Here is a 19153-nt window from a genome sequence, read left to right on the forward strand (position 1 = left end):
ATTGGCGTTCAAACCATTGATGCTGGTTTCGATGCCAACATTGCCGAATTCGTACTTTTCGCCCTCATTGACCGTAAAGTTAATGAAATAGGCGTTTTTCGACGCATCAAATTCACCAACCGAGGTTACCTGCGCATCGGGAAAGCCACGATTGGCATAATATAGCCGAACCCGTTCGCGATCGACAGCGAGCTTTTGTTCGTCATAGGTGTCATCGCGGAACAACCAGCTCAGGAAACCGGTTTCCTTGGTGGCGATAGCGCTTTTGAGATTGCCACCGTTGATTGAATTATTGCCGGTAAAATTGATGGCCGCGATGCCTGCCCGATCACCTTCGTCAACAACGAACGTTACGCGGACGCGTCCACTTTCCTGCGGCTCCAGCCGGGTCGTAACCGAAACCTTGTTGAAACCGTCGCGGTCGTAGGCTTGGCGAATGCTCTCAACATCTGACTGAACGCGCTGCTGGCTGAAAATCCCTGAGCCGGAAACGTCAACCATGGTGAGCAGCTGCGCGTCTGAAAAGCGCCTGTTGCCCTCGAACAGCACCGAAGACACAAGCTGATCCTGCGCCATTGTTGCCTGCGTGCCTACCAAGGGAACCGCTGCTCCAACAAACGGTGCAGCCCCCAGGATTGCAAGCGCCAGAACCGCGCTGCGCATCAACTTGGTTGGTTTGATCATATTTTTATTGCCTTCTGCGACCGCGCCCCGAGAATCGCCATGCACAGCACTTCCCCCGAGCAGACTCCGTTGCACCTTTTTACTGCATTTTTAACTAAGGGCAAGGCGGAAGCGCCGCTTGGGTTAGTAAATGATTGGCGTGCTTGTATTCGTGCAACACCTCAAGAACTAAAGTTAACAAGGTCTTAAGCGACGCTGCGCAGATAGGCGAACAACGTATCGTTGAACAAGGTGAACACCATTAGTGCCAAAACCAGCGCAAATCCGATGCGGAACCCGGCCTCCTGCACCCGCTGGCTCAGCGGGCGCCCCCGAATGGCCTCGAACAAATAATAGACAAGATGGCCGCCATCGAGCATCGGCACCGGCAACAAATTGAAGATCCCGATATTGAGCGAGAGCAATGCCGTCAGGTTTATCAGGGCAATTATGCCCAACGACGCGACCTCCCCCGACACTTTGGCAACCTTGACCGGGCCACCCAATTGCTCGACATCGCCCCTTCCGACGAAAAAATCGCCAAGGAATGCGCCGGTTCGGTTGACGATGAAGTGGATTTCTTCAAACGTCATGCCGAACGCTTCGATGGCATTGGGCCGGTATAGCGTTATGTCAGTATTCTCGACATCGCGGCTGACCCCGATCCGTCCGATGCGCTGATTGTTACCAAAGCGGTCCTTGACCTCAACTGCCTCGGGCACAATCGCAAGTTCTTCAGTTCGTCCGTTGCGATCAAGAATGACATCAACATTGCGGGCCGGGCTTGTTGCCACCAGCCGCTGAAAGTCCTCAAAGCCACGAACCTCGTAGCCGTCGACCGATAGTATACGGTCGCCTGCTTCAAAACCGGCAGCTTCGGCGACCGATTGAGGCACAACGGAACCAATCACTGGAGGAATTGTGTAGCGACCATATCCGAGCAGCAGGACATAAAGGATAACGAAGGTCAGAATGACATTGGCCACGGGGCCGGCCAAAACTACCGATATTCGCTGCCACACATTTTTGTTCACAAACAAAAATGGCTGCAACGCCGGATCGATCGCTTCGGCCGAAGCAGGATCGGGGAGGCTGGCGGCATTCATATCGCCAACAAATCGCACGTAGCCACCAAGCGGGATGGCGGAAATACGCCATCGGGTGCCATTGCGATCATAGCGGCCCCATAGTTCGGGTCCAAAGCCCACCGAAAAAGTGTGGATAGCGATGCCATTCCAGCGAGCAACCAGATAGTGGCCCATTTCGTGGACAAAAACGATAACCGTCAGAACCGCGAGAAACGGGATAACGAAAGACAGCAGCCAAGGGATGAATTGCAGCATTTCAGTCCTATTCGTCGCCTGGATAAGGCGGCAGTATTACCAATACAACAGTCCCGCCGCGACATTGGCCAAGTCTGCATGAATCAAACCCAGCACAAAGACGAACAAAACGCCGAATGTGAGGCTATCCAGGCGATCCATCAGACCGCCGTGTCCAGGAATTATATCGCCACTGTCCTTGATACGGAAATGACGCTTAATGGCGCTTTCGCTCAAATCCCCCAACTGCCCCAGAAGCGAGATAATTGCAGACAACAACAGGCCGACCCACCACGCCGACGGGCTAATGAGAATCCAGGCGATGGTGCCACATGTGGTGCCCAAAGCCAGTCCGCCCAGTGCCCCGGACCATGTCTTTGAGGGCGAGATATCGGGCGCCAGTTTTTCGCCGCCGATTTGGCGCCCTGTAAAAAACGCTGCTGAATCCGTGGTCCAGACAACAATGCCCAGATAGATACCAGCAAACATTCCCGCGGTGCCGGTTCCACGCATCGCCAGAACGGCCATGATGACCAGCCCGAAAAAGGCCAGTCCGGACGCACGCCACCAAACGCCCTCCCCGCCAAACGCCACGGCAATACCAGCAGCCACAGCAATAACGGTGGCAACACCGACGATGCCGAATGCGGGAAACGCCAGTGCCGACAATCCAACCAGGCCGATCAATACCATGCCAACGGAGCTGAGCGGCGCGCGGGTAACCATCGTTTCCCACTCTCGATAGGCACCGGCGAAGACTGCGCCCACGACGAGCGCGAACAGATAGCTGCCAAAATACAGTGCGCCAACGGTCAGGATGACGAGAACCAGAGCTGACAACAACCGCGGGCGTAGGTCCGCCCATATGTTGCGTCGCTCTGTCTGCGTTTGGGCCACGGGTTCTTCGGGCTGGCTCAACTCGATTGCGCCTTTACGCTGCCGAACCGGCGTTCTCGCCCGGAGTAAGTCTGCAACACGCGCAGGAAACTGGCCTCGTTGAAATCTGGCCAGTTCTCTTCAACAAAAACGAACTCGGCGTAAGCCGACTGCCAAAGCAAGAAGTTGGAAAGACGCTGTTCGCCGCTGGTCCGAATAATCAGATCCGGGTCGGGCAAGCCGCTCGTGTAAAGCTCTCTTTCGATTGTGGCTTCGGTGATTTCATCAGGGGACAGTGTGCCCGCTTCCACTGCTCGCGCTATGGTCCGACAAGCCTCCGCAATCTCTGCCTTGCCGCCATAGTTGAACGCTACAACCAATGTCAGTCCATTGTTGTGCCGCGTCTTGCATTCGACATCCTCAATCAGCCGGATCAGAGAAGGTTCAAGATCAGATCGTGAGCCAATAATCCGAACGCGCACATTGTTTCGTATCAACCTTTGCAGGTCGGAAACTACAAATCTTCGTAAAAGATTGAAAATAAACGCTATTTCATCCCTGGGGCGCGTCCAGTTTTCTGATGAAAAACTGAAGACCGTCAGGTTGGCCACGCCATGGTTAATACAAAGTTCAACCAGGTTTCGTAGCGCCTTGACGCCCTCCTTATGCCCTTCGGTCCGCATTTTACCGCGCGCCTTGGCCCAACGACCATTGCCATCCATGATCACCCCGAGGTGAGCAGGAATGCGCAAAGGTCCGCCTTGAGCAATAGTGGCAGTTGCAGCTGGATCCATGGACATCCACGCCCTCCCGGCGCAGCCAGAGTTGCGGGCTAAACCTGCATGATTTCTTGTTCTTTGGTGGCCAACACCACATCAATATCCTGCACGGCAGAGTCAGTGGCTTTCTGGACAAGATCAGATTGCACGCGGCTCTCATCCTGACTCAGGTCACCGTCTTTTTCGGCCTTTTTCAACACATCCATACCATCACGGCGAATGTGACGAACGGCAACCCGCGCCTGCTCGGCATATCCATGAGCCACCTTGGCTAGTTCGCGTCGGCGTTCTGCATTCAGTTCAGGTAGGGGAACACGGATCACCTGACCTTCGGTCATCGGATTAAGACCCAACCCGCAATCACGGATGGCCTTTTCAACGGCGCTCGCCATGCTTCGGTCCCAAACCTGAACGCTGAGCATGCGTGGTTCTGGCACCGTTACGGTTGCTACTTGATTCAGCGGCATGCGCGAACCATAGGCTTCCACAGACACTGGCTCCAACAGGCTGGCGCTGGCCCGGCCGGTACGTAATCCAGACAGTTCGCTGTGCAGCGATTCAATCGATTTTGCCATTCGGGCTTTGAGATCATTCAGATCGAATTCGGCGGCCATTGTACTCGTCCTTCTATCTTAACCAGGCTTGCCGACCCGGGTACTGCGGGCACGCCCGGACAGTACGCCAGCCAAACCTTCTTTATCGTTGAGCGCATAGACAATTATGGGCAGCCCGTTGTCGCGGGCAAGAGCAAAGGCTGCAGTGTCCATGACGCGAAGATCTTGCCCAATAACTTCATCGTAAGTCACGGTGTCATAACGGGTCGCCCCCGGCACCTTCATGGGATCAGCCGAATAGACGCCATCAACCTTGGTGCCTTTGAGCAGAACATCACAATCCAACTCAATGGCCTTGAGCGCTGCAGCAGTATCGGTGGTAAAAAATGGATTGCCCGTACCGCCGGCGCAAACCACCACAAATCCCTCTTCGAGCGCAGCTTTTGCAGCACGCGCTGTAAAACTGTCAGCAACGGAGGGCATGTTGAGGGCGCTGAACACGCGCGACTTTACGCCTTGGCGCGAAATGGCATTGGAAAGGGCGAGCGAATTAATGACGGTACCGAGCATGCCCATCATGTCGGCCGTCACGCGATCGGTGCCGCCAGCGGCAACGGCCATGCCGCGGAAAATATTGCCAGCCCCAATCACAATGGCGATCTGGGATCCTGCCTTGGCGGCATCAGCAATTTGTTGGGCTACCGAATGGAGAAATTCTGGCTCGATGCCGAAAGACTGATCGCCGGCAAGCACTTCGCCCGAGACCTTGAGCAGAATACGCTTATAAGCAGGCGCCATCGGCAACCCCTTCCTGAAATAAACTGGGGCGTCGAGATCCGTTGACGCCAGCGGAACCCTAAATCATTTGCCACAAAAGTGGAAACCGGAACACCGCAGGAAAGCGTAACTGGTCAGCTATATTTGTCGACGACAACAACGCTGAACGAAAATGGGCGGACCATGAGGCCCGCCCAACAAATTTATTGCTTGACGCCCGAAGTCGCCGCTACTTCAGCGGCAAAATCGTTGACAGCCTTTTCGATGCCTTCGCCAAGACCGAAGCGCACAAATTTGGTGAGCTTGATTGGAGCGCCGGCGTCCTTTTCGGCAGCCTTGATCGCATCACCGACTTTGGTCTCGCCGTCAATTACGAAGGTTTGAGCCAACAAGGTGACTTCTTCATAATATTTGCGTACCCGACCTTCGACCATTTTCTCTACGATTTCAGCGGGCTTGCCCGATTCACGCGCCTGCTCGGCAAAAATGGCGCGCTCCCGCGCAACAACGCTCTGGTCGAGATCGTCTGGCGAAATCGACAGCGGGTTGGTTGCTGCAATGTGCATGGCCAACTGCTTGCCCAAACTAGACAGCACTTCCTTGTTGCCGGTCGACTCAAGGCCGACCAGAATGCCGATCTTGCCCAGACCCGACCTGACGGCAGAGTGGACATAGCTTTCCACGACGCCGTCCTTGACTGAAACCACGTCAGCGCGGCGCAGGTTCATGTTCTCACCGATCTTGGCAATTGCCTCGGTCAGCTCTGCCGAAACGGAATGACCCGAGCCTGGGAATGGCATTTCGCCAAGCTTTACAACGTCGCCCTCGCTGTCGATCGCAAGCTTTGCAACATTGCCGACAATCGCCTGAAACTGCTCGTTGCGGGCAACAAAGTCAGTCTCGGAATTGACTTCCACTATCGCGGCAGTGGTGCCGCCCGTTGCGATGCCGACCAGACCTTCGGCAGCAACGCGATCTGCCTTCTTGGCGGCTTTGGCCAGGCCACGCGTGCGCAACCAGTCAACGGCCGCTTCCATGTCGCCATTATTTTCGGCAAGGGCTTTCTTGCAGTCCATCATCCCCACGCCGGTGGAGTCGCGCAATTGCTTGACCAATGAAGCTGTGATTTCCATGATTCACCTCTCGGCGGCCCCGCATCGGGGCCGCATGGTTCATATCAATAGTGACAATCGGATGATCCGATTAGCTGGTGGCGCTCTCTTCAGCCAACGCTGGCTCTTCAGGTGCCGTTTCAGCAGCGCCAAGGTCCGCGCCAAGATCGGACGAAGAACGACCAATTCCGTCGATTGCGGCCTTGGAGATCAGCGAAACATAGAGCTCAAGTGCGCGCGACGCATCGTCATTGCCGGGGATGGCAAAGTCGACAACGTCGGGATCGCAATTGGTATCAACGATCGCAATTACAGGAATTCCCAATCGCCGGGCTTCCTTGATCGCGTTGGCTTCCTTGTTGGTATCGATCACGAAGAGAAGGCTGGGCAGATTGCCCATATCCTTGATACCGCCGAGGTCGCGCTCAAGACGTTCCTGCTCGCGGCTCATCATCAAACGCTCTTTCTTGGTGCGGCCTTCAAGCCCTTCAGCACCCATTGCCTCGAGCTCGCGCAGGCGGGCAATCGAATTGGAAATGGTCTGCCAGTTGGTCAGTGTGCCGCCGAGCCAACGAGAATTGACGAAATACTGAGCCGAAGAGCGCGCAGCTTCTGCGACCAGTGGTGCCGCCTGACGCTTGGTACCAACGAAAAGAACGCGGCCGCCATCTGCAACGGTGTCGGAAACCAGCTGCAGCGCGCGGCTGAGCATTGGAACCGTCTGGCTCAGATCCAGAATGTGAATGTCGTTACGCACGCCGAAGATGAACTTTTCCATCTTTGGATTCCAGCGATGCTTTTGGTGGCCGAAGTGAACCCCTGCTTCGAGCAGTTGGCGCATAGAAAAATCGGGCATTGCCATGGGGCAATTCTCCTTTACCGGTTGATGCCGCCACGAGGCCTTGCGACGGAAACCGTCACCGGTTGGACGTCTGATCCAGGATCAGATGGCCTGCCTCGTGTGTGAAATCGCGCTGACACGCAGTCAAACGCAGGCGGCATATAGGCGATAAAACGTCAAAGCGCAAGGGTGATGCCTTGCGATACAGACTAATTCAGCCGCACATCCATCACGCCCTCGAGCGCCTTGATGCCGCCGGCAATCTCGGCATTGAGCCGAAAATTGCCCGGCAGTTCAATTTCGTACTCGCGTGCGCCACCGTCACGAATGACAACGAAGCTAACCGCCCCCTCCCCGCCCCGTTTGAGCTGGGCGCTGATCGGGGGCAGACATTTCTGGTCAGCAGCAAAAACCGTCATCCGCCGCTCCACTTTTTCTGCCGCCTCTTCGATGGCTTGAGCATCCAGAAGCCTGATGCTAACGCCATCGGGGCGTTCGTCGGCTCCCACCTGCAAGATCACCGATTTCCCAACCTGCAAAATGCTCCCGAACTCGTTTATCTGCTCGGAAAAGGCGATGCACTCAAAACTGCCGCTCTGGTCAGACAAATTGAGAATCATCATCGGCGTGCCCTTGCGGGTTCGTCGATCCTGACGACCGGAAATCGTACCCGCCAGCCGTCCAGCCGACGCTCCATCCTTGACGGCGCGCTCAAAATCCATCCAACGCTGCACGCGGAAACGATCAAACAATTCGGCGTAGGCATCAAGCGGATGAGCAGACAAATGAAAGCCGATTGCCGAGAACTCACGTTCCGCCCGCTCCGTCGTGCTCCATGCGGGGATACCTTGCGGCAGTTTAATTGGCTCGGGCGTACCCATGTCGAACATGTTCCCCTGACCTTCAGTGCGTTCTGCTGTTAGCGCCTGAGCCATGCCGATTACCGACTCGATAGCGACGAACGCTTCCTCGCGCCGATCGACGATCTCGTCAAATGCACCCGCATTGACCAGAGTTTCCAACGTGCGCTTCGACAACAGCCGGGGGTCAACGCGCGTTGCAAAATCTCCCAAATCCTTGAAAGGCGTATCGCCGCGCACCTCGACGATATGCTCGGCGACCTGCCGTCCAACCCCTTTGACAGCACAAAGTCCGTAGTGGATGCGCCTGTCCTTGACCGAGAACACGGCTTGCGACCGGTTTACGCAGGGTGGCACGATCTCGATTTCACTCTTGGTGGCTTCGCGCCGGAAATCTGCGAGTTTGTCGGTGTTGCCCATATCGAGCGTCATTGACGCGGCAAAGAACTCATGGGGGTGGTGGGCCTTGAGGTAACCTGTTTGATAACTGACCAAGGCGTAGGTCGCTGCATGGCTCTTATTGAAGCCGTAATTGGCAAACTTGGCCAGCAAATCAAAGATCGTATCAGCCAGACTTTGCTTGAGCCCGTACTTGATTGCCCCTTCGCGGAAACGCTCGCGTTGCGCGTCCATTTCCGCCTTGATCTTCTTGCCCATGGCGCGCCGCAGCATGTCGGCTTCGCCCAGCGAATAGCCCGACAGCAACTGGGCGATCTGCATCACCTGCTCCTGATAGACGATGATGCCATAGGTTTCATCAAGCACCGCCTTAAGCGCCTCGTGGGGATATTCAACGTCCTCGCGCCCATGCTTTCGGTCGCAAAACAGTGGAATGTTATCCATCGGGCCGGGCCGATAGAGCGCCACCAACGCAATAATATCTTCAAATCGGTCAGGCTTCAGATCAACCAGCGCCCGCCGCATTCCCGGACTTTCCACCTGGAAGACGCCAAAGGTGTCGCCCTTTGCATAAAGTTTGTAGGTCGCCTCATCTTCAATCGAGATGTCCTCGATGCGGAAATTGCCGCCATCGCGGTTGATCATCTGGACGGCATATTCAATCGTGGTGAGCGTCTTGAGACCCAAGAAGTCGAACTTAACCAGCCCCGCCGCTTCCGACCATTTCATGTTGTACTGGCAAACAGGCATGTCCGAACGCGGATCACGATAGAGAGGCGCCAGATCCTGCAAAGGCCGGTCACCGATGATAATTCCGGCCGCGTGGGTCGAGGCGTGGCGAAACAGACCTTCAAGATTGCGGGCAATGGCAATCAGCTCGGCGACTGTTTCATCGTCCTCAGCCATCATCTTGAGCTGCGGCACTTCCTTTACGGTACGTTCCAGCGTCCAGGGATCGGCAGGGTTTGCTGGCACCAGCTTGCAGATCCGGTCCACCTGTCCATAGGGCATTTGTAAGACGCGACCGACATCGCGCAAAACCGCACGGGCCTGCAACGTTCCAAATGTGATTATCTGGGAAACCTGATCCGAGCCATATTTTTGCTGGACATAGCGAATGACTTCTTCGCGCCTGTCCTGACAAAAATCGATATCAAAGTCGGGCATCGATACACGTTCAGGATTGAGGAAGCGCTCGAACAGCAAATTATAGCGCAACGGGTCGAGATCGGTGATGGTTGTTGCATAGGCCACAAGCGAACCCGCGCCCGAGCCACGGCCCGGCCCCACTGGAATGCCCTGAGACTTCGACCAGCGGATAAAATCCGCCACGATAAGGAAGTAGCCGGGGAACTTCATGGATTGAATGATGCCCAACTCAAATTCCAACCGGTCGCGGTAGTCCTGTTCGGTCTTGCCCGGCCCTGGCCCGACTGAGGCAAGGCGTCGATCTAGGCCCTCGACGGCCATGACCCGCAATGCCTCCGCTTCAACCGCCACGGCTTCGTCGTCGGTCAGATCCGGTGCCGCGGCAAACTTGGGCAGGATCGGCTTACGCGTGTGCGGCCGATAGCCAATGCGCTGGGCTATTTCGATTGTATTGTCGAGCGCTTCTGGCAGGTCGGCAAAAAGCTCGACCATTTCAGCGCGCGTCTTGAAATAATATTGATCGTTGAGCTTGCGCCGCTCGGTCTGGGCCAGTACCGTGCCTCCGGCAATCGCCAACAGTGCATCGTGCGCCTCAAATTCGGCAACCGAACGGAAGAACGGCTCATTGGTCGCGACCAGAGGCAGCCCCTGCCGATAGGCAAAGTCGATCAACCGAGGTTCGACTCCTGCTTCAATCGGACGGCCATGCCGCTGAATTTCGATATAAAGTCGATCATCAAAGGCCTCGCGCAGCAGGTTCAGACGCTTGATCGCCTGGGCATCGTGTCCCGCTGCAAAACAGGGGTCAATCGCGCCCTCTGGCCCGCCTGTCAGACACAGAATGCCTTCAAGACCTTCGCGCGTCAGCCATTCAAGTCGGGCTCGCGCTGCGCCCTCCCCACCCTGTAGATAGGCCTGGCTAACCAACCGCGACAGGTTACCAAACCCCACTTCAGTCTGCGCCATCAGCACCAGACTGCTTTTTGTGGAAAAACTGTGATTGCCCCGCTCGCTGGTGCGTTCTTCGGCGGCTGCGAAATCGACTGACATTTCAACGCCGACTAGCGGCTGAATGCCTTTCTTTACGGCCTTTTCGGAAAATTCGAGCGCGCCAAACAGGTTGCCGGTGTCAGCAATGCCTAACGCAGGCTGCTCATCCTCCTTGGCCAGTCCCAGAATTTTTTCGAGCTGCAGCGCTCCCTCGAGCAGGGAATATGCTGAATGCACGTGCAGATGGATAAAACCGGGACCGTTCATGATGGACCTTTCCTAGGCCGTCTTTGTGACAGTCTGCGGGCCAGAGGGAAACCTCCGCAGCGCCGCAATCCACAACAGGCTCAACCGAGTCGGGTCAAGACGTCCATCCAGGTCAGAGAGCCCACAGTAAAGGCGCCAATGGTAACGAACGCAGCGAAATCCTTGAGGAAGGTCAACATCTTCTTCTCCTGTGTTTTCGATATGTTCTTATACGTTCCTTGTTTGTTCCTGTCTAGGGATAACAATGAGAATAGCGGGGAGCAACGCCACTTGGTTAAGACTTCGTTAGGTGGTGATTGTCTGGTTGGTCCGCCACCTATAGGTCGTGATCGACAACCAACCCGCCCTTTAAGGTGACGATCCGGTCGGCGCGGCGCGCCAAATCGTGGTTATGCGTCGCGATAAGCGCCGCGGCCCCCTCTTCCTTGATCAGCGTTTTGAGCGCTTCGAACACCAGATCGCTGGTTTCTGGATCAAGATTACCTGTTGGCTCATCCGCCAATATCACACGGGGACGATTGGCGGCCGCTCGTGCAATCGCAATACGTTGTTGCTCCCCGCCCGACAGTTCGGCGGGTCGGTGTGAAGCACGAGGTGCAACGCCCAGAATTTCGAGCAATTCAAGCGAGCGAATATCAGCTTCCTGTTGCGATTTACCGGCAATCAATTGCGGCATCGAAACATTTTCGAGCGCGGTGAATTCGGGCAATAGGTGGTGGAATTGATAAACATAACCCACCGTGCTGCGCCGTAACTGCGTACGGCCACGATCACCGAGCTTGCTGGTCTTGGTGCCAATGATCTCGATTTCACCTGACTGGGGACTTTCGAGCAGGCCACTCAAATGCAGAAGAGTCGACTTGCCAGCTCCGGAGGGGGCGACGAGCGCCACCAATTCACCGCTCAGCACGGTCAGATTGGCCGCTTCCAGTACCCGCACCAGTTTGTCGCCTTCGCCGTAATGCCGGTGGACATCGCGCAGAACCAAATGTGCCTCATTCATAGCGCAATGCCTCTACCGGATCATATTGGGCGGCCCGCCACGCGGGATAAAGCGTTGCCAGAAAGCTCAGACCCAGCGCCAGACAAACAACGACGGTCACTTCCGTCGGGTCAGTTTTTGAAGGCAGCGAGGAAAGGAAGAACACCTCAGGTGGGAAAATGGTGACACCGAGGAAATTCGACACCGATGCTCGCAAACTTTCGGCATTGGCGGCGATAATCAACCCCATCACCAGGCCGCTCAAGGTGCCAATGACGCCGATCGCGGTTCCGGTAATCGAGAAAATCCGCATGATTGATCCGCGCGTCGCCCCCATGGTGCGCAGCACAGCGATATCGCTGCTCTTGTCCTTCACCAACATGATAAGGCTGGAAATAATGTTGAATGCAGCAACCAATATGATCATCGACAAGATGGTGAACATGACGACTCGCTCTACCTGAAGGGCGGAGAAGAACGTCTCATTCCGCTGCTGCCAGTCGGTCAAAACCAGCGGGCGCGTAGAAAAATCGCTTTGCAGCTTCGCGCGCATCGCCGTGACATCGTCTGGATTGTCGATGAATATTTCCGCCGCCGACGCCCGATAGACACGATCATATGCCGCGTCGATCTCCGCGTCCGTCGCCATTGGGTCCAGCGGCTTCTGACCCGGCTTCAGCACGTCTTCATAAAGCTTGAAGTACTCCTGAGCCTCTTGCAACGGCATGTACATGAAGTAGCTATCAAACTCGACCATGCCGAGATTGAAGATGACGCTGACTTTGTATGAGCGAATTTGCGGGGTGGTACCGAATGGCGTTTTTGCGCCATCGGGATTGATGATGGTAACGGAGTCACCGAGGCCAACGCCCAGCGTTTGTGCGAGACGATAGCCAATGGCGACGCCTTTTGAATTGTCCCAACTGTCAAATCCGCCCTGCCCGGCGCCGTTGTAGAGCAGGTCGAGCTTCTTGATATTTTCCTCATCCATCCCGCGAACGGTGACACCGGTCGACTGCCCTGCTCCCGAGGCCAGAACCTGACCCTCGACAAAATAAACAGCAAACTTGACGCCATCCACTTGTTGTAAAGCGTCGATGGTCTCCTGGTAGTCGGTGAACTTCTCTTCGATTGGATAGGCTGTGAAATGCCCATTGAGGCCAAGTATCTTGGTTAGCAGCTCGGCTCGAAAGCCGTTCATGACCGACATCACCACGATCAATGTGGCAACGCCGATGGCAACGCCAACCATGGTCAGGCTGGCAATCACCGAAATAAAAGCTTCCTTGCGCCGGGCGCGCAAATAGCGCCCGGCAATCATCCATTCGAACCGGGAAAAGGCCTTGGTGCCTCGGCTGTGACCCGGCATTGATTGCTCGCTCAAATGTCTGTCCGCCTTTGGGGTTCGATAAGGCCCGTGATGCGGGCCACGGCGTCGCCAATCGGCAGCGTTTCGCGTTCACCGGATTGGCGGTGCTTGATTTCGACTTCGCCGGATTTGATGCCGCGCGGTCCCAGAATGAGCTGATAGGGAATACCGATCAAATCGGCAGTGGCAAACTTGCCTCCGGCGCCCTGATCACGGTCGTCATACAGCATATCAATGCCCGCCGCATTCAACTCACCATAGAGCGCATCACAGGCCGCAGTGCAATCGGCGTCGCCAGCCTTGAGATTGATCAGCACAGCTTCGAATGGTGCGACACTGACCGGCCAGATGATGCCGTCATCGTCATGGAACGCTTCGATAATCGCCGGCACCAGACGCGTTGGTCCAATGCCGTATGACCCCATGTGCACGGTGATTTCCTTGCCATCGGGGCCGGTTACCGTCGCTTTCATCGGTTCGGAATATTTGGTGCCGAAATAGAAAATGTGGCCTACCTCGATGCCGCGAGCAGAAACCCGCTTTTCGGCGGGCACTTCGGCCTCAAATTCGGCCGTATTGACCATTTCCTCGGTCGCGGCATAAAGCGAGGTCCAATCGTCAATGATTGGCGACAGGTCACCGCGGAAATCAGTTCCGGGCGCAGGGATTGGCTTTTCCAGCAGATCCTTGTGGCAGAAAACCTCGCTCTCTCCGGTATCGGCGAGAACAATGAACTCGTGGCTCAGGTCACCACCAATGGGTCCCGTGTCAGCTCGCATCGGGATGGCGGTCAGGCCCATGCGCGCATAAGTGCGCAAGTAAGCCACGAACATCCGCTGATAAGCCTTTACAGCGGAATCCTTATCCAGATCGAAGGAATAAGCATCCTTCATCAGGAACTCACGCGAGCGCATCGTGCCAAAGCGCGGCCGGATCTCATCCCGAAATTTCCACTGGATGTGATAAAGGTTCAGCGGCAAGTCCTTATAGGACTTCACATAGGTACGGAAAATGTCGGTGATCATTTCCTCATTGGTCGGGCCATAGAGAAAATCACGCTCGTGCCGGTCCTCGATGCGCAACATTTCCTTGCCATAGGCATCGTAGCGTCCGCTCTCGCGCCATAGGTCGGCGGATTGAATCGTGGGCATCAACAGTTGAATTGCGCCCGAGCGGTTCTGCTCTTCCTCGATGATCTTTTGCACCTTCATCAGGACCTTGTAGCCGAGCGGTAGCCAGGAATAGAGACCCGAAGCCTGCTGGCGAACCATACCGGCGCGCAGCATCAGTCGATGCGAAACAATTTCTGCTTCCTTGGGCACGTCGCGCAAGACTGGCAGGAAGTACTGGGACAGGCGCATGGCGACTCCAAAAACAGACTACGACTCAAGGCTTTTGTTGATGCCCACTCAAATCCTACTCGTCCATCTGTTGCAAGCATGGATGCTATGCAGATTCTGCGTGACAGCAAGAATTCTTGTGATATGGTCCCCTCAACAAAACAACGGTGGCACGTAAGCCATCGGACGTCGACAACGTCTAGGGAGGAGCGTTGGCTGCCACTATGTGTGCCTAAGACCAGCGTAATTGTCGAACAAACTCATTCTAGCAGGGCTTCGTGCCCTGCTTTTTTTATTTGTTTCTATATGTTTGACGTGAAGTGACGATGTAATGGATGAAGCAGGCCACCCATTGACCTCAATCATTTGAATTAGCTACTTCAGGTGCGACGAGCGCCCTGTTTGTGGCGACGACTTTCCGGACAACGGTCTGCCTGAGAACCAATGCCGGTCATTCGGGTAGTGGAATGACTGGGCAACAAATTTGAATGATGCAGCGAACTTTATGAGAGCCGCGAGCGTTCTGCACTTGGCCGACATTGCTGTGTTTAGCACCCCGGAATCCCGAAACCGAAATTAATGCCAGTATGCCTGAAGCCATGGATTGGTCAGTGCCCAAAACAAGGCCAGGGTGACAACGACCGCGAGGACGGAGGTCATGCCGATTTTGGGCAGCATCCGGGTTACGGTTGGGGCACCCGGCTCAGTGCCAGGGACAACATTGCCGTCTTCAAGCTGGCTGCGCACGCCAATCGGGAGCACGACGAAAAAGCAAAGCCACCAGACGATGAAGTAGACAGCTATGATGCTCGCGATTGGCATGGTCGGTCCTTTCAGACGCGGTGAACGAAGATGGTCACGTTAGGCTTGCGGCCCCAATAGGCGTTAACCTCATTGCGAATGGCCTTGAACAAGGCCGAGTTGAGCACTTCGGTGTCACTACGTCGCTTTGGTGGCACGCTTTTCAGAACGCCGCCGATGGTGTTCTCAAGCAGCTCATTGAGTGACTCGTCCTCCGTTTCGGGCAACCCCTCGATAACGAAATCTGGACCAGCTACGACCTGTCCGCTGCCATTGACGCAAATGCTGACGACAATATGCCCCCCAAACGACAGGCGACGGCGTCCTTTGACGCCACTTTCCTCAGGCGTGCACAGCACCAAGCCGTCGAGATATAGTTCACCCGTGCGCACTTCAGCAGGGAATGCCATCGGCTCGGGAAAGAGCCGCGCCATATCACCATTGCGAATGCTCAATATATTGGCGATGCCTTCGGCCTTGCCAAGTTCGGCATGAGCCTGCAGATGCATTGCCTCGCCGTGAACCGGCACCAGCACGTCGGGTTTGACCCACTCATATAGACGCCGCAACTCGCCGCGCCGAGGATGCCCGGTCACATGCACCATGGCATCATTGCGGGTGATGACGTCAACACCGCGATCAATCAGCAGGTTTTGAATGTCGTTCACTTCACGCTCATTGCCCGGTATGGCCCAGGACGAAAAAATCATCCGGTCGCCTGCATTGAGATCAATCACGGGATGCTCGCCGCGTGCAATGCGGGCGATCGCCGCACGTGGTTCACCCTGACTGCCTGTACACAGCAAGACGACCTTGTTGCGCGGTAACGAGCGATACATGTCTTGATCATGCATTGGTGGCACGCCTTCAAGCATGCCCAATTCGCGTGCAATGCCCGTGATGCGATGCAACGACCGCCCGGACAACACAATTTCTCGTCCCGCCTTGGCTGCCGCCCGCGCCACCGAAATTACCCGCCCCACATTCGAGGCAAACGTGGTGACAGCGACACGATGGGGGGCGCTAGCAATCAACTTTGCCAGATTATCCCCGACTTCACTTTCGCTGGGGCTTTCGCCCTCTTTCATGGCGTTAGTGGAATCACAAACGAGCGCTAGCGGTGTCGAGCGGTCAGCGCCAATCTGCTGTAGACGGGCAATATCGGTCGGCGCGTTTCCTACCGGAGTTGCATCCAATTTCCAGTCGCCAGTGTGCAGTACGCGGGCGACGGGCGTGCTGATTAACAGTGCGTTGCTTTCCGGAATGGAATGGCAAACGTTGATGGCCTCGACGGTGAACGGGCCAACATCGAGCGCCTTACCCGGCTTCATGATGGTAACCGCGACATTATCGATTATGCCGTCGCCTGCCCTTTTGGCCGCGAGCATTGCCGCAGTGAACGGTGTCGCAAAAACCGGACGGTCAAAGCTGGGCCACAGGTCCAGAACGGCGCCATAATGATCTTCATGACTGTGAGTCAGTACCAGCCCGACAACGTCCTCCGCCCGTTCCTCCAGGAATTCGGGATTGGCCATGATCAATTCGATGCCCGGCAGGCTAGGGTCGCCGAACGAAACGCCGCAATCGACAACCAGCCATTTGCGTGATTTTTCCGGGCCGAAACCGTAGGCACCCATATTCATGCCAATTTCGCCGACGCCGCCGAGCGGCACGAATACGAGTTCGTCCCTTTGTGCTTTCGCCATGGGTTTAGATCGTCCTTGTATAATGCGGCAGGCACGCCGGGAAACTGCCCGGTTGCGTTACTGCTACGGTGTTGTTTGGTCAGCTTCGGGCGCTGGCCGTTGCCCCAAAATGTACGTCACCAGCAGTAATTGCGATCCGCGCGTCATTATCAGCGCGCACGATCAGCCGTCCGGTGTCGTCAATTGTTTCAAAAATTCCGCGCACGATTTGGCCATTCTGATTAATGGCCACGGGAGAGCCAATGCCAGCTGCGGCCTCGCGCCAATATTGGAGCACCTGGGCCGTGCCCCGTCCGTCGGCCCAAAGACCAAAGACTTCGACCCAACAATCGCTCAGCGTCTCGAAGACCTGTTGCGCCGTGCGGCCAGTCCCCAATTCGGTCAGGCTGGTGGCAGGATAGGGCAATCCATCTGGCGCCGCGAGGGCGTTGACGCCGCATCCAATCGCAATCGCATGGCGGCCGTCGTCGAGCTTTTGGGCCTCTAATAGTATTCCTGCGAGCTTTGCGCCATCGGCGAGCACATCATTGGGCCATTTAAGCGCAATTCGTGTACCCTGACTTTGTCCGCCGCCATCAGCACCATCTACTCCGATACGGATCGAAGTTTCAGGCAACAGCTGGCAAAGCGCCCGGTTAAGCGCCACCCCAGCGACAAAACCAAGAGTAGCTGCCGCAGAGGCATCAGCATCAGGAATGATTAGCAGCGTTGCCGCCAAGTTGCCATAAGGGGTAGACCATTGGCGTCCGCGACGACCGCGTCCCGCCGTTTGTTGCAGTGCGGCAAACCAGATACCGCCCGGATCGCCAGACGCTGCAGCAGCCAAGGCCTCGCAGTTGGTCGAACCAACAGCATCGAAACCGCGAAGCCGATAGCCTGCCGCGCGCGCCTTGGCCCCGAGGGCAAACGCGGTCACCTAGAACAGGCTTCCCGCTGCCATATGGGCAACGCTGGCAAGCGGTCCACCGACAGTGAAATAATAGGTGACCAGCAAGAATCCCGATATTGCCATGATAATTCCCAACTCGTTGGGCACGGCCGCAAATGTCTGGCGTGGTTCATCAAAATACATCAGCTTGACGATCCGCAAGTAATAGAACGCGCTCACGGCACTGGCCAGCACGCCGATGACGGCCAACAGATAAAGATGCGCGTCGATGGCGGCGAGAAATACATGCCATTTGGCAAAGAAACCCGCCAGCGGTGGCATACCGATCAATGAGAACATGACCACAGCCATAATGGCCGCCACAAAGGGACGGGTCTGTGCCACACCAGCGAAATCCTCAATGGTCTCGATTTCCCCCGCCTCGGTGCGCAGCGAAAGCAAACAGGCGAACAGGCCGACAGTCATTGTCACGTAGATTGCCATATAGATGGCGACGCCCTCGACACCGCCCTGGTTTGCCGCGGACAGCCCAACGAGCGCAAAACCGACATGACCGATGGACGAATAGGCAATCAGTCGCTTGATCGACTTTTGACCGATAGCGGCAAACGCGGCCAACACCATGGAGGCGATTGAAAGGAAGATCAGGATCTGCTGCCAATCATGGGCAATCGGGGCAAAAGTGTTCGACACCAATCGCACCAGCAAGGCCATTGCAGCAACTTTTGGGGCGGTTGCAAAGAGGGCTGTGACCGGCGTCGGGGCGCCTTCGTAGACGTCCGGCGTCCACATGTGGAATGGAACAGCCGAAATCTTGAACGCGACACCAGCCAACAAGAACACCAGGCCAAAAATCAGCCCAATGGAGCGGTCCTCGGCGGTAACTTGAGCCAAAATGGCGGGCAAATTGGTCGTCCCAGTAAACCCATAAATGAATGAGGCACCATAAAGCAGCATGCCCGATGCCAATGCGCCGAGAACAAAATACTTGAGGCCTGCCTCGGTGGCGCGACTATCGTCACGCTTGATTGCCGCAACAACATAGAGCGCCAGTGACTGCAACTCCAGACCGACATAAAGGGTCATGAGATCGTTGGCCGAAACCATCATCATCATGCCAAGCGTCGCCAGCAGCACGAGCACTGCATATTCGAACTTGTGAACGCCCTGCTCTACCGCATTGGGCAAAGCCAACATCAGCGCAAAAGCTGATCCACCCAAAACCAACGCCTTCATGTAACGGCTGAAACCGTCAGCAATGAAGGTGCCATTGAACAATATGCCGTCCTGCCCCTGAAACACCGTCATCGCTGCAACAACCAAAAGGAGCACGATTGCGGCATAGCTGATGCCTACAGAGCGTTCCTTGTTGATAATCACACCTGCGAGCAACAGGACAACCGCACCAATCGCAATTGCCATTTCAGGAAATATTGGTGCCAGGCTGGCAAATGAGGTGACGTCGGAACCCATCTTG

Annotated in this window: 15 protein-coding genes and 1 pseudogene; all 16 read right to left on the minus strand. The window is 55.9% G+C overall.

Annotated features, from left to right (window positions below; genetic code table 11):
* Positions 1-72: 72 nt before the first annotated feature.
* Positions 73-684 (minus strand): annotated as a pseudogene (locus PSQ90_RS00005) (POTRA domain-containing protein); the annotation flags it as partial.
* Between the two features lie 185 nt (positions 685-869).
* Positions 870-2006: an RIP metalloprotease RseP gene (gene rseP, locus PSQ90_RS00010; protein WP_282211419.1), complete on the minus strand. Its 1137-nt coding sequence runs from the start codon at positions 2004-2006 to the stop codon at positions 870-872.
* A gap of 36 nt (positions 2007-2042) precedes the next feature.
* Positions 2043-2903: a phosphatidate cytidylyltransferase gene (locus tag PSQ90_RS00015; protein WP_282211420.1), complete on the minus strand. Its 861-nt coding sequence runs from the start codon at positions 2901-2903 to the stop codon at positions 2043-2045.
* Complete coding sequence (locus tag PSQ90_RS00020) at positions 2900-3661, minus strand: isoprenyl transferase (protein ID WP_282211421.1); 762 nt, start codon at positions 3659-3661, stop codon at positions 2900-2902. The genes PSQ90_RS00015 and PSQ90_RS00020 overlap by 4 nt, the downstream gene beginning before the upstream one ends.
* Before the next feature lie 32 nt (positions 3662-3693).
* The gene (gene frr / locus PSQ90_RS00025) at positions 3694-4254 is read right to left on the minus strand and encodes a ribosome recycling factor (protein WP_282211422.1); all 561 of its coding nucleotides are present in this window, start codon (positions 4252-4254) and stop codon (positions 3694-3696) included.
* Between the two features lie 18 nt (positions 4255-4272).
* Positions 4273-4992 (minus strand): UMP kinase, encoded by a 720-nt coding sequence (gene pyrH, locus PSQ90_RS00030; RefSeq protein ID WP_407648139.1) that lies wholly within the window; start codon positions 4990-4992, stop codon positions 4273-4275.
* A gap of 182 nt (positions 4993-5174) precedes the next feature.
* Positions 5175-6104 carry a translation elongation factor Ts gene (tsf, locus tag PSQ90_RS00035; RefSeq protein WP_282211424.1) on the minus strand — a complete coding sequence of 310 codons (930 nt, stop codon included), beginning with the start codon at positions 6102-6104 and terminating at the stop codon, positions 5175-5177.
* Positions 6105-6174: 70 nt separating this feature from the next.
* The gene (gene rpsB, locus PSQ90_RS00040; RefSeq protein WP_282211425.1) at positions 6175-6945 is read right to left on the minus strand and encodes a 30S ribosomal protein S2; all 771 of its coding nucleotides are present in this window, start codon (positions 6943-6945) and stop codon (positions 6175-6177) included.
* A gap of 188 nt (positions 6946-7133) precedes the next feature.
* Positions 7134-10589 (minus strand): DNA polymerase III subunit alpha, encoded by a 3456-nt coding sequence (gene dnaE / locus PSQ90_RS00045; protein ID WP_282211426.1) that lies wholly within the window; start codon positions 10587-10589, stop codon positions 7134-7136.
* Positions 10590-10905: 316 nt separating this feature from the next.
* Positions 10906-11592: an ABC transporter ATP-binding protein gene (locus tag PSQ90_RS00050; RefSeq protein ID WP_282211427.1), complete on the minus strand. Its 687-nt coding sequence runs from the start codon at positions 11590-11592 to the stop codon at positions 10906-10908.
* On the minus strand, positions 11585-12940 hold the full coding sequence (locus PSQ90_RS00055; RefSeq protein ID WP_282213111.1) for an ABC transporter permease: 1356 nt from the start codon (positions 12938-12940) through the stop codon (positions 11585-11587). Before PSQ90_RS00055 ends, PSQ90_RS00050 begins: the two co-directional genes overlap by 8 nt.
* A gap of 11 nt (positions 12941-12951) precedes the next feature.
* Positions 12952-14301, minus strand: coding sequence for a proline--tRNA ligase (gene proS, locus PSQ90_RS00060; RefSeq protein ID WP_282211428.1), 1350 nt, complete (start codon positions 14299-14301; stop codon positions 12952-12954).
* A gap of 555 nt (positions 14302-14856) precedes the next feature.
* Positions 14857-15102, minus strand: coding sequence for a DUF1467 family protein (locus PSQ90_RS00065; RefSeq protein WP_282211429.1), 246 nt, complete (start codon positions 15100-15102; stop codon positions 14857-14859).
* An 11-nt stretch (positions 15103-15113) separates the two neighbouring features.
* Positions 15114-16787, minus strand: a complete 1674-nt coding sequence (locus PSQ90_RS00070; RefSeq protein ID WP_282211430.1) for a ribonuclease J — start codon at positions 16785-16787, stop codon at positions 15114-15116.
* A 79-nt stretch (positions 16788-16866) separates the two neighbouring features.
* Entirely contained in the window at positions 16867-17703 is an 837-nt protein-coding gene (locus PSQ90_RS00075; protein WP_282211431.1) for a biotin--[acetyl-CoA-carboxylase] ligase, read from the minus strand.
* Positions 17704-19149, minus strand: a complete 1446-nt coding sequence (nuoN, locus tag PSQ90_RS00080; protein ID WP_282211432.1) for an NADH-quinone oxidoreductase subunit NuoN — start codon at positions 19147-19149, stop codon at positions 17704-17706. It lies immediately after the preceding gene.
* Positions 19150-19153: the final 4 nt, after the last annotated feature.

Origin of the sequence: Devosia rhodophyticola, assembly GCF_028816475.1 — a bacterium.
In the GTDB taxonomy this organism is placed as follows: domain Bacteria; phylum Pseudomonadota; class Alphaproteobacteria; order Rhizobiales; family Devosiaceae; genus Devosia; species Devosia rhodophyticola.

Excerpts from the sequence above, each read along its gene's own strand:
- rseP (WP_282211419.1), bottom strand. The coding sequence starts at position 2,006 with ATGCTGCAATTCATCCCTTGGCTGCTGTCTTTCGTTATCCCGTTTCTC.
- PSQ90_RS00020 (WP_282211421.1), bottom strand. The coding sequence starts at position 3,661 with ATGTCCATGGATCCAGCTGCAACTGCCACTATTGCTCAAGGCGGACCT.
- frr (WP_282211422.1), bottom strand. The coding sequence starts at position 4,254 with ATGGCCGCCGAATTCGATCTGAATGATCTCAAAGCCCGAATGGCAAAA.
- pyrH (WP_407648139.1), bottom strand. The coding sequence starts at position 4,992 with ATGGCGCCTGCTTATAAGCGTATTCTGCTCAAGGTCTCGGGCGAAGTG.
- tsf (WP_282211424.1), bottom strand. The coding sequence starts at position 6,104 with ATGGAAATCACAGCTTCATTGGTCAAGCAATTGCGCGACTCCACCGGC.
- rpsB (WP_282211425.1), bottom strand. The coding sequence starts at position 6,945 with ATGGCAATGCCCGATTTTTCTATGCGCCAACTGCTCGAAGCAGGGGTT.
- dnaE (WP_282211426.1), bottom strand. The coding sequence starts at position 10,589 with ATGAACGGTCCCGGTTTTATCCATCTGCACGTGCATTCAGCATATTCC.
- PSQ90_RS00050 (WP_282211427.1), bottom strand. The coding sequence starts at position 11,592 with ATGAATGAGGCACATTTGGTTCTGCGCGATGTCCACCGGCATTACGGC.
- PSQ90_RS00055 (WP_282213111.1), bottom strand. The coding sequence starts at position 12,940 with ATGCCGGGTCACAGCCGAGGCACCAAGGCCTTTTCCCGGTTCGAATGG.
- proS (WP_282211428.1), bottom strand. The coding sequence starts at position 14,301 with ATGCGCCTGTCCCAGTACTTCCTGCCAGTCTTGCGCGACGTGCCCAAG.
- PSQ90_RS00065 (WP_282211429.1), bottom strand. The coding sequence starts at position 15,102 with ATGCCAATCGCGAGCATCATAGCTGTCTACTTCATCGTCTGGTGGCTT.
- PSQ90_RS00070 (WP_282211430.1), bottom strand. The coding sequence starts at position 16,787 with ATGGCGAAAGCACAAAGGGACGAACTCGTATTCGTGCCGCTCGGCGGC.
- nuoN (WP_282211432.1), bottom strand. The coding sequence starts at position 19,149 with ATGGGTTCCGACGTCACCTCATTTGCCAGCCTGGCACCAATATTTCCT.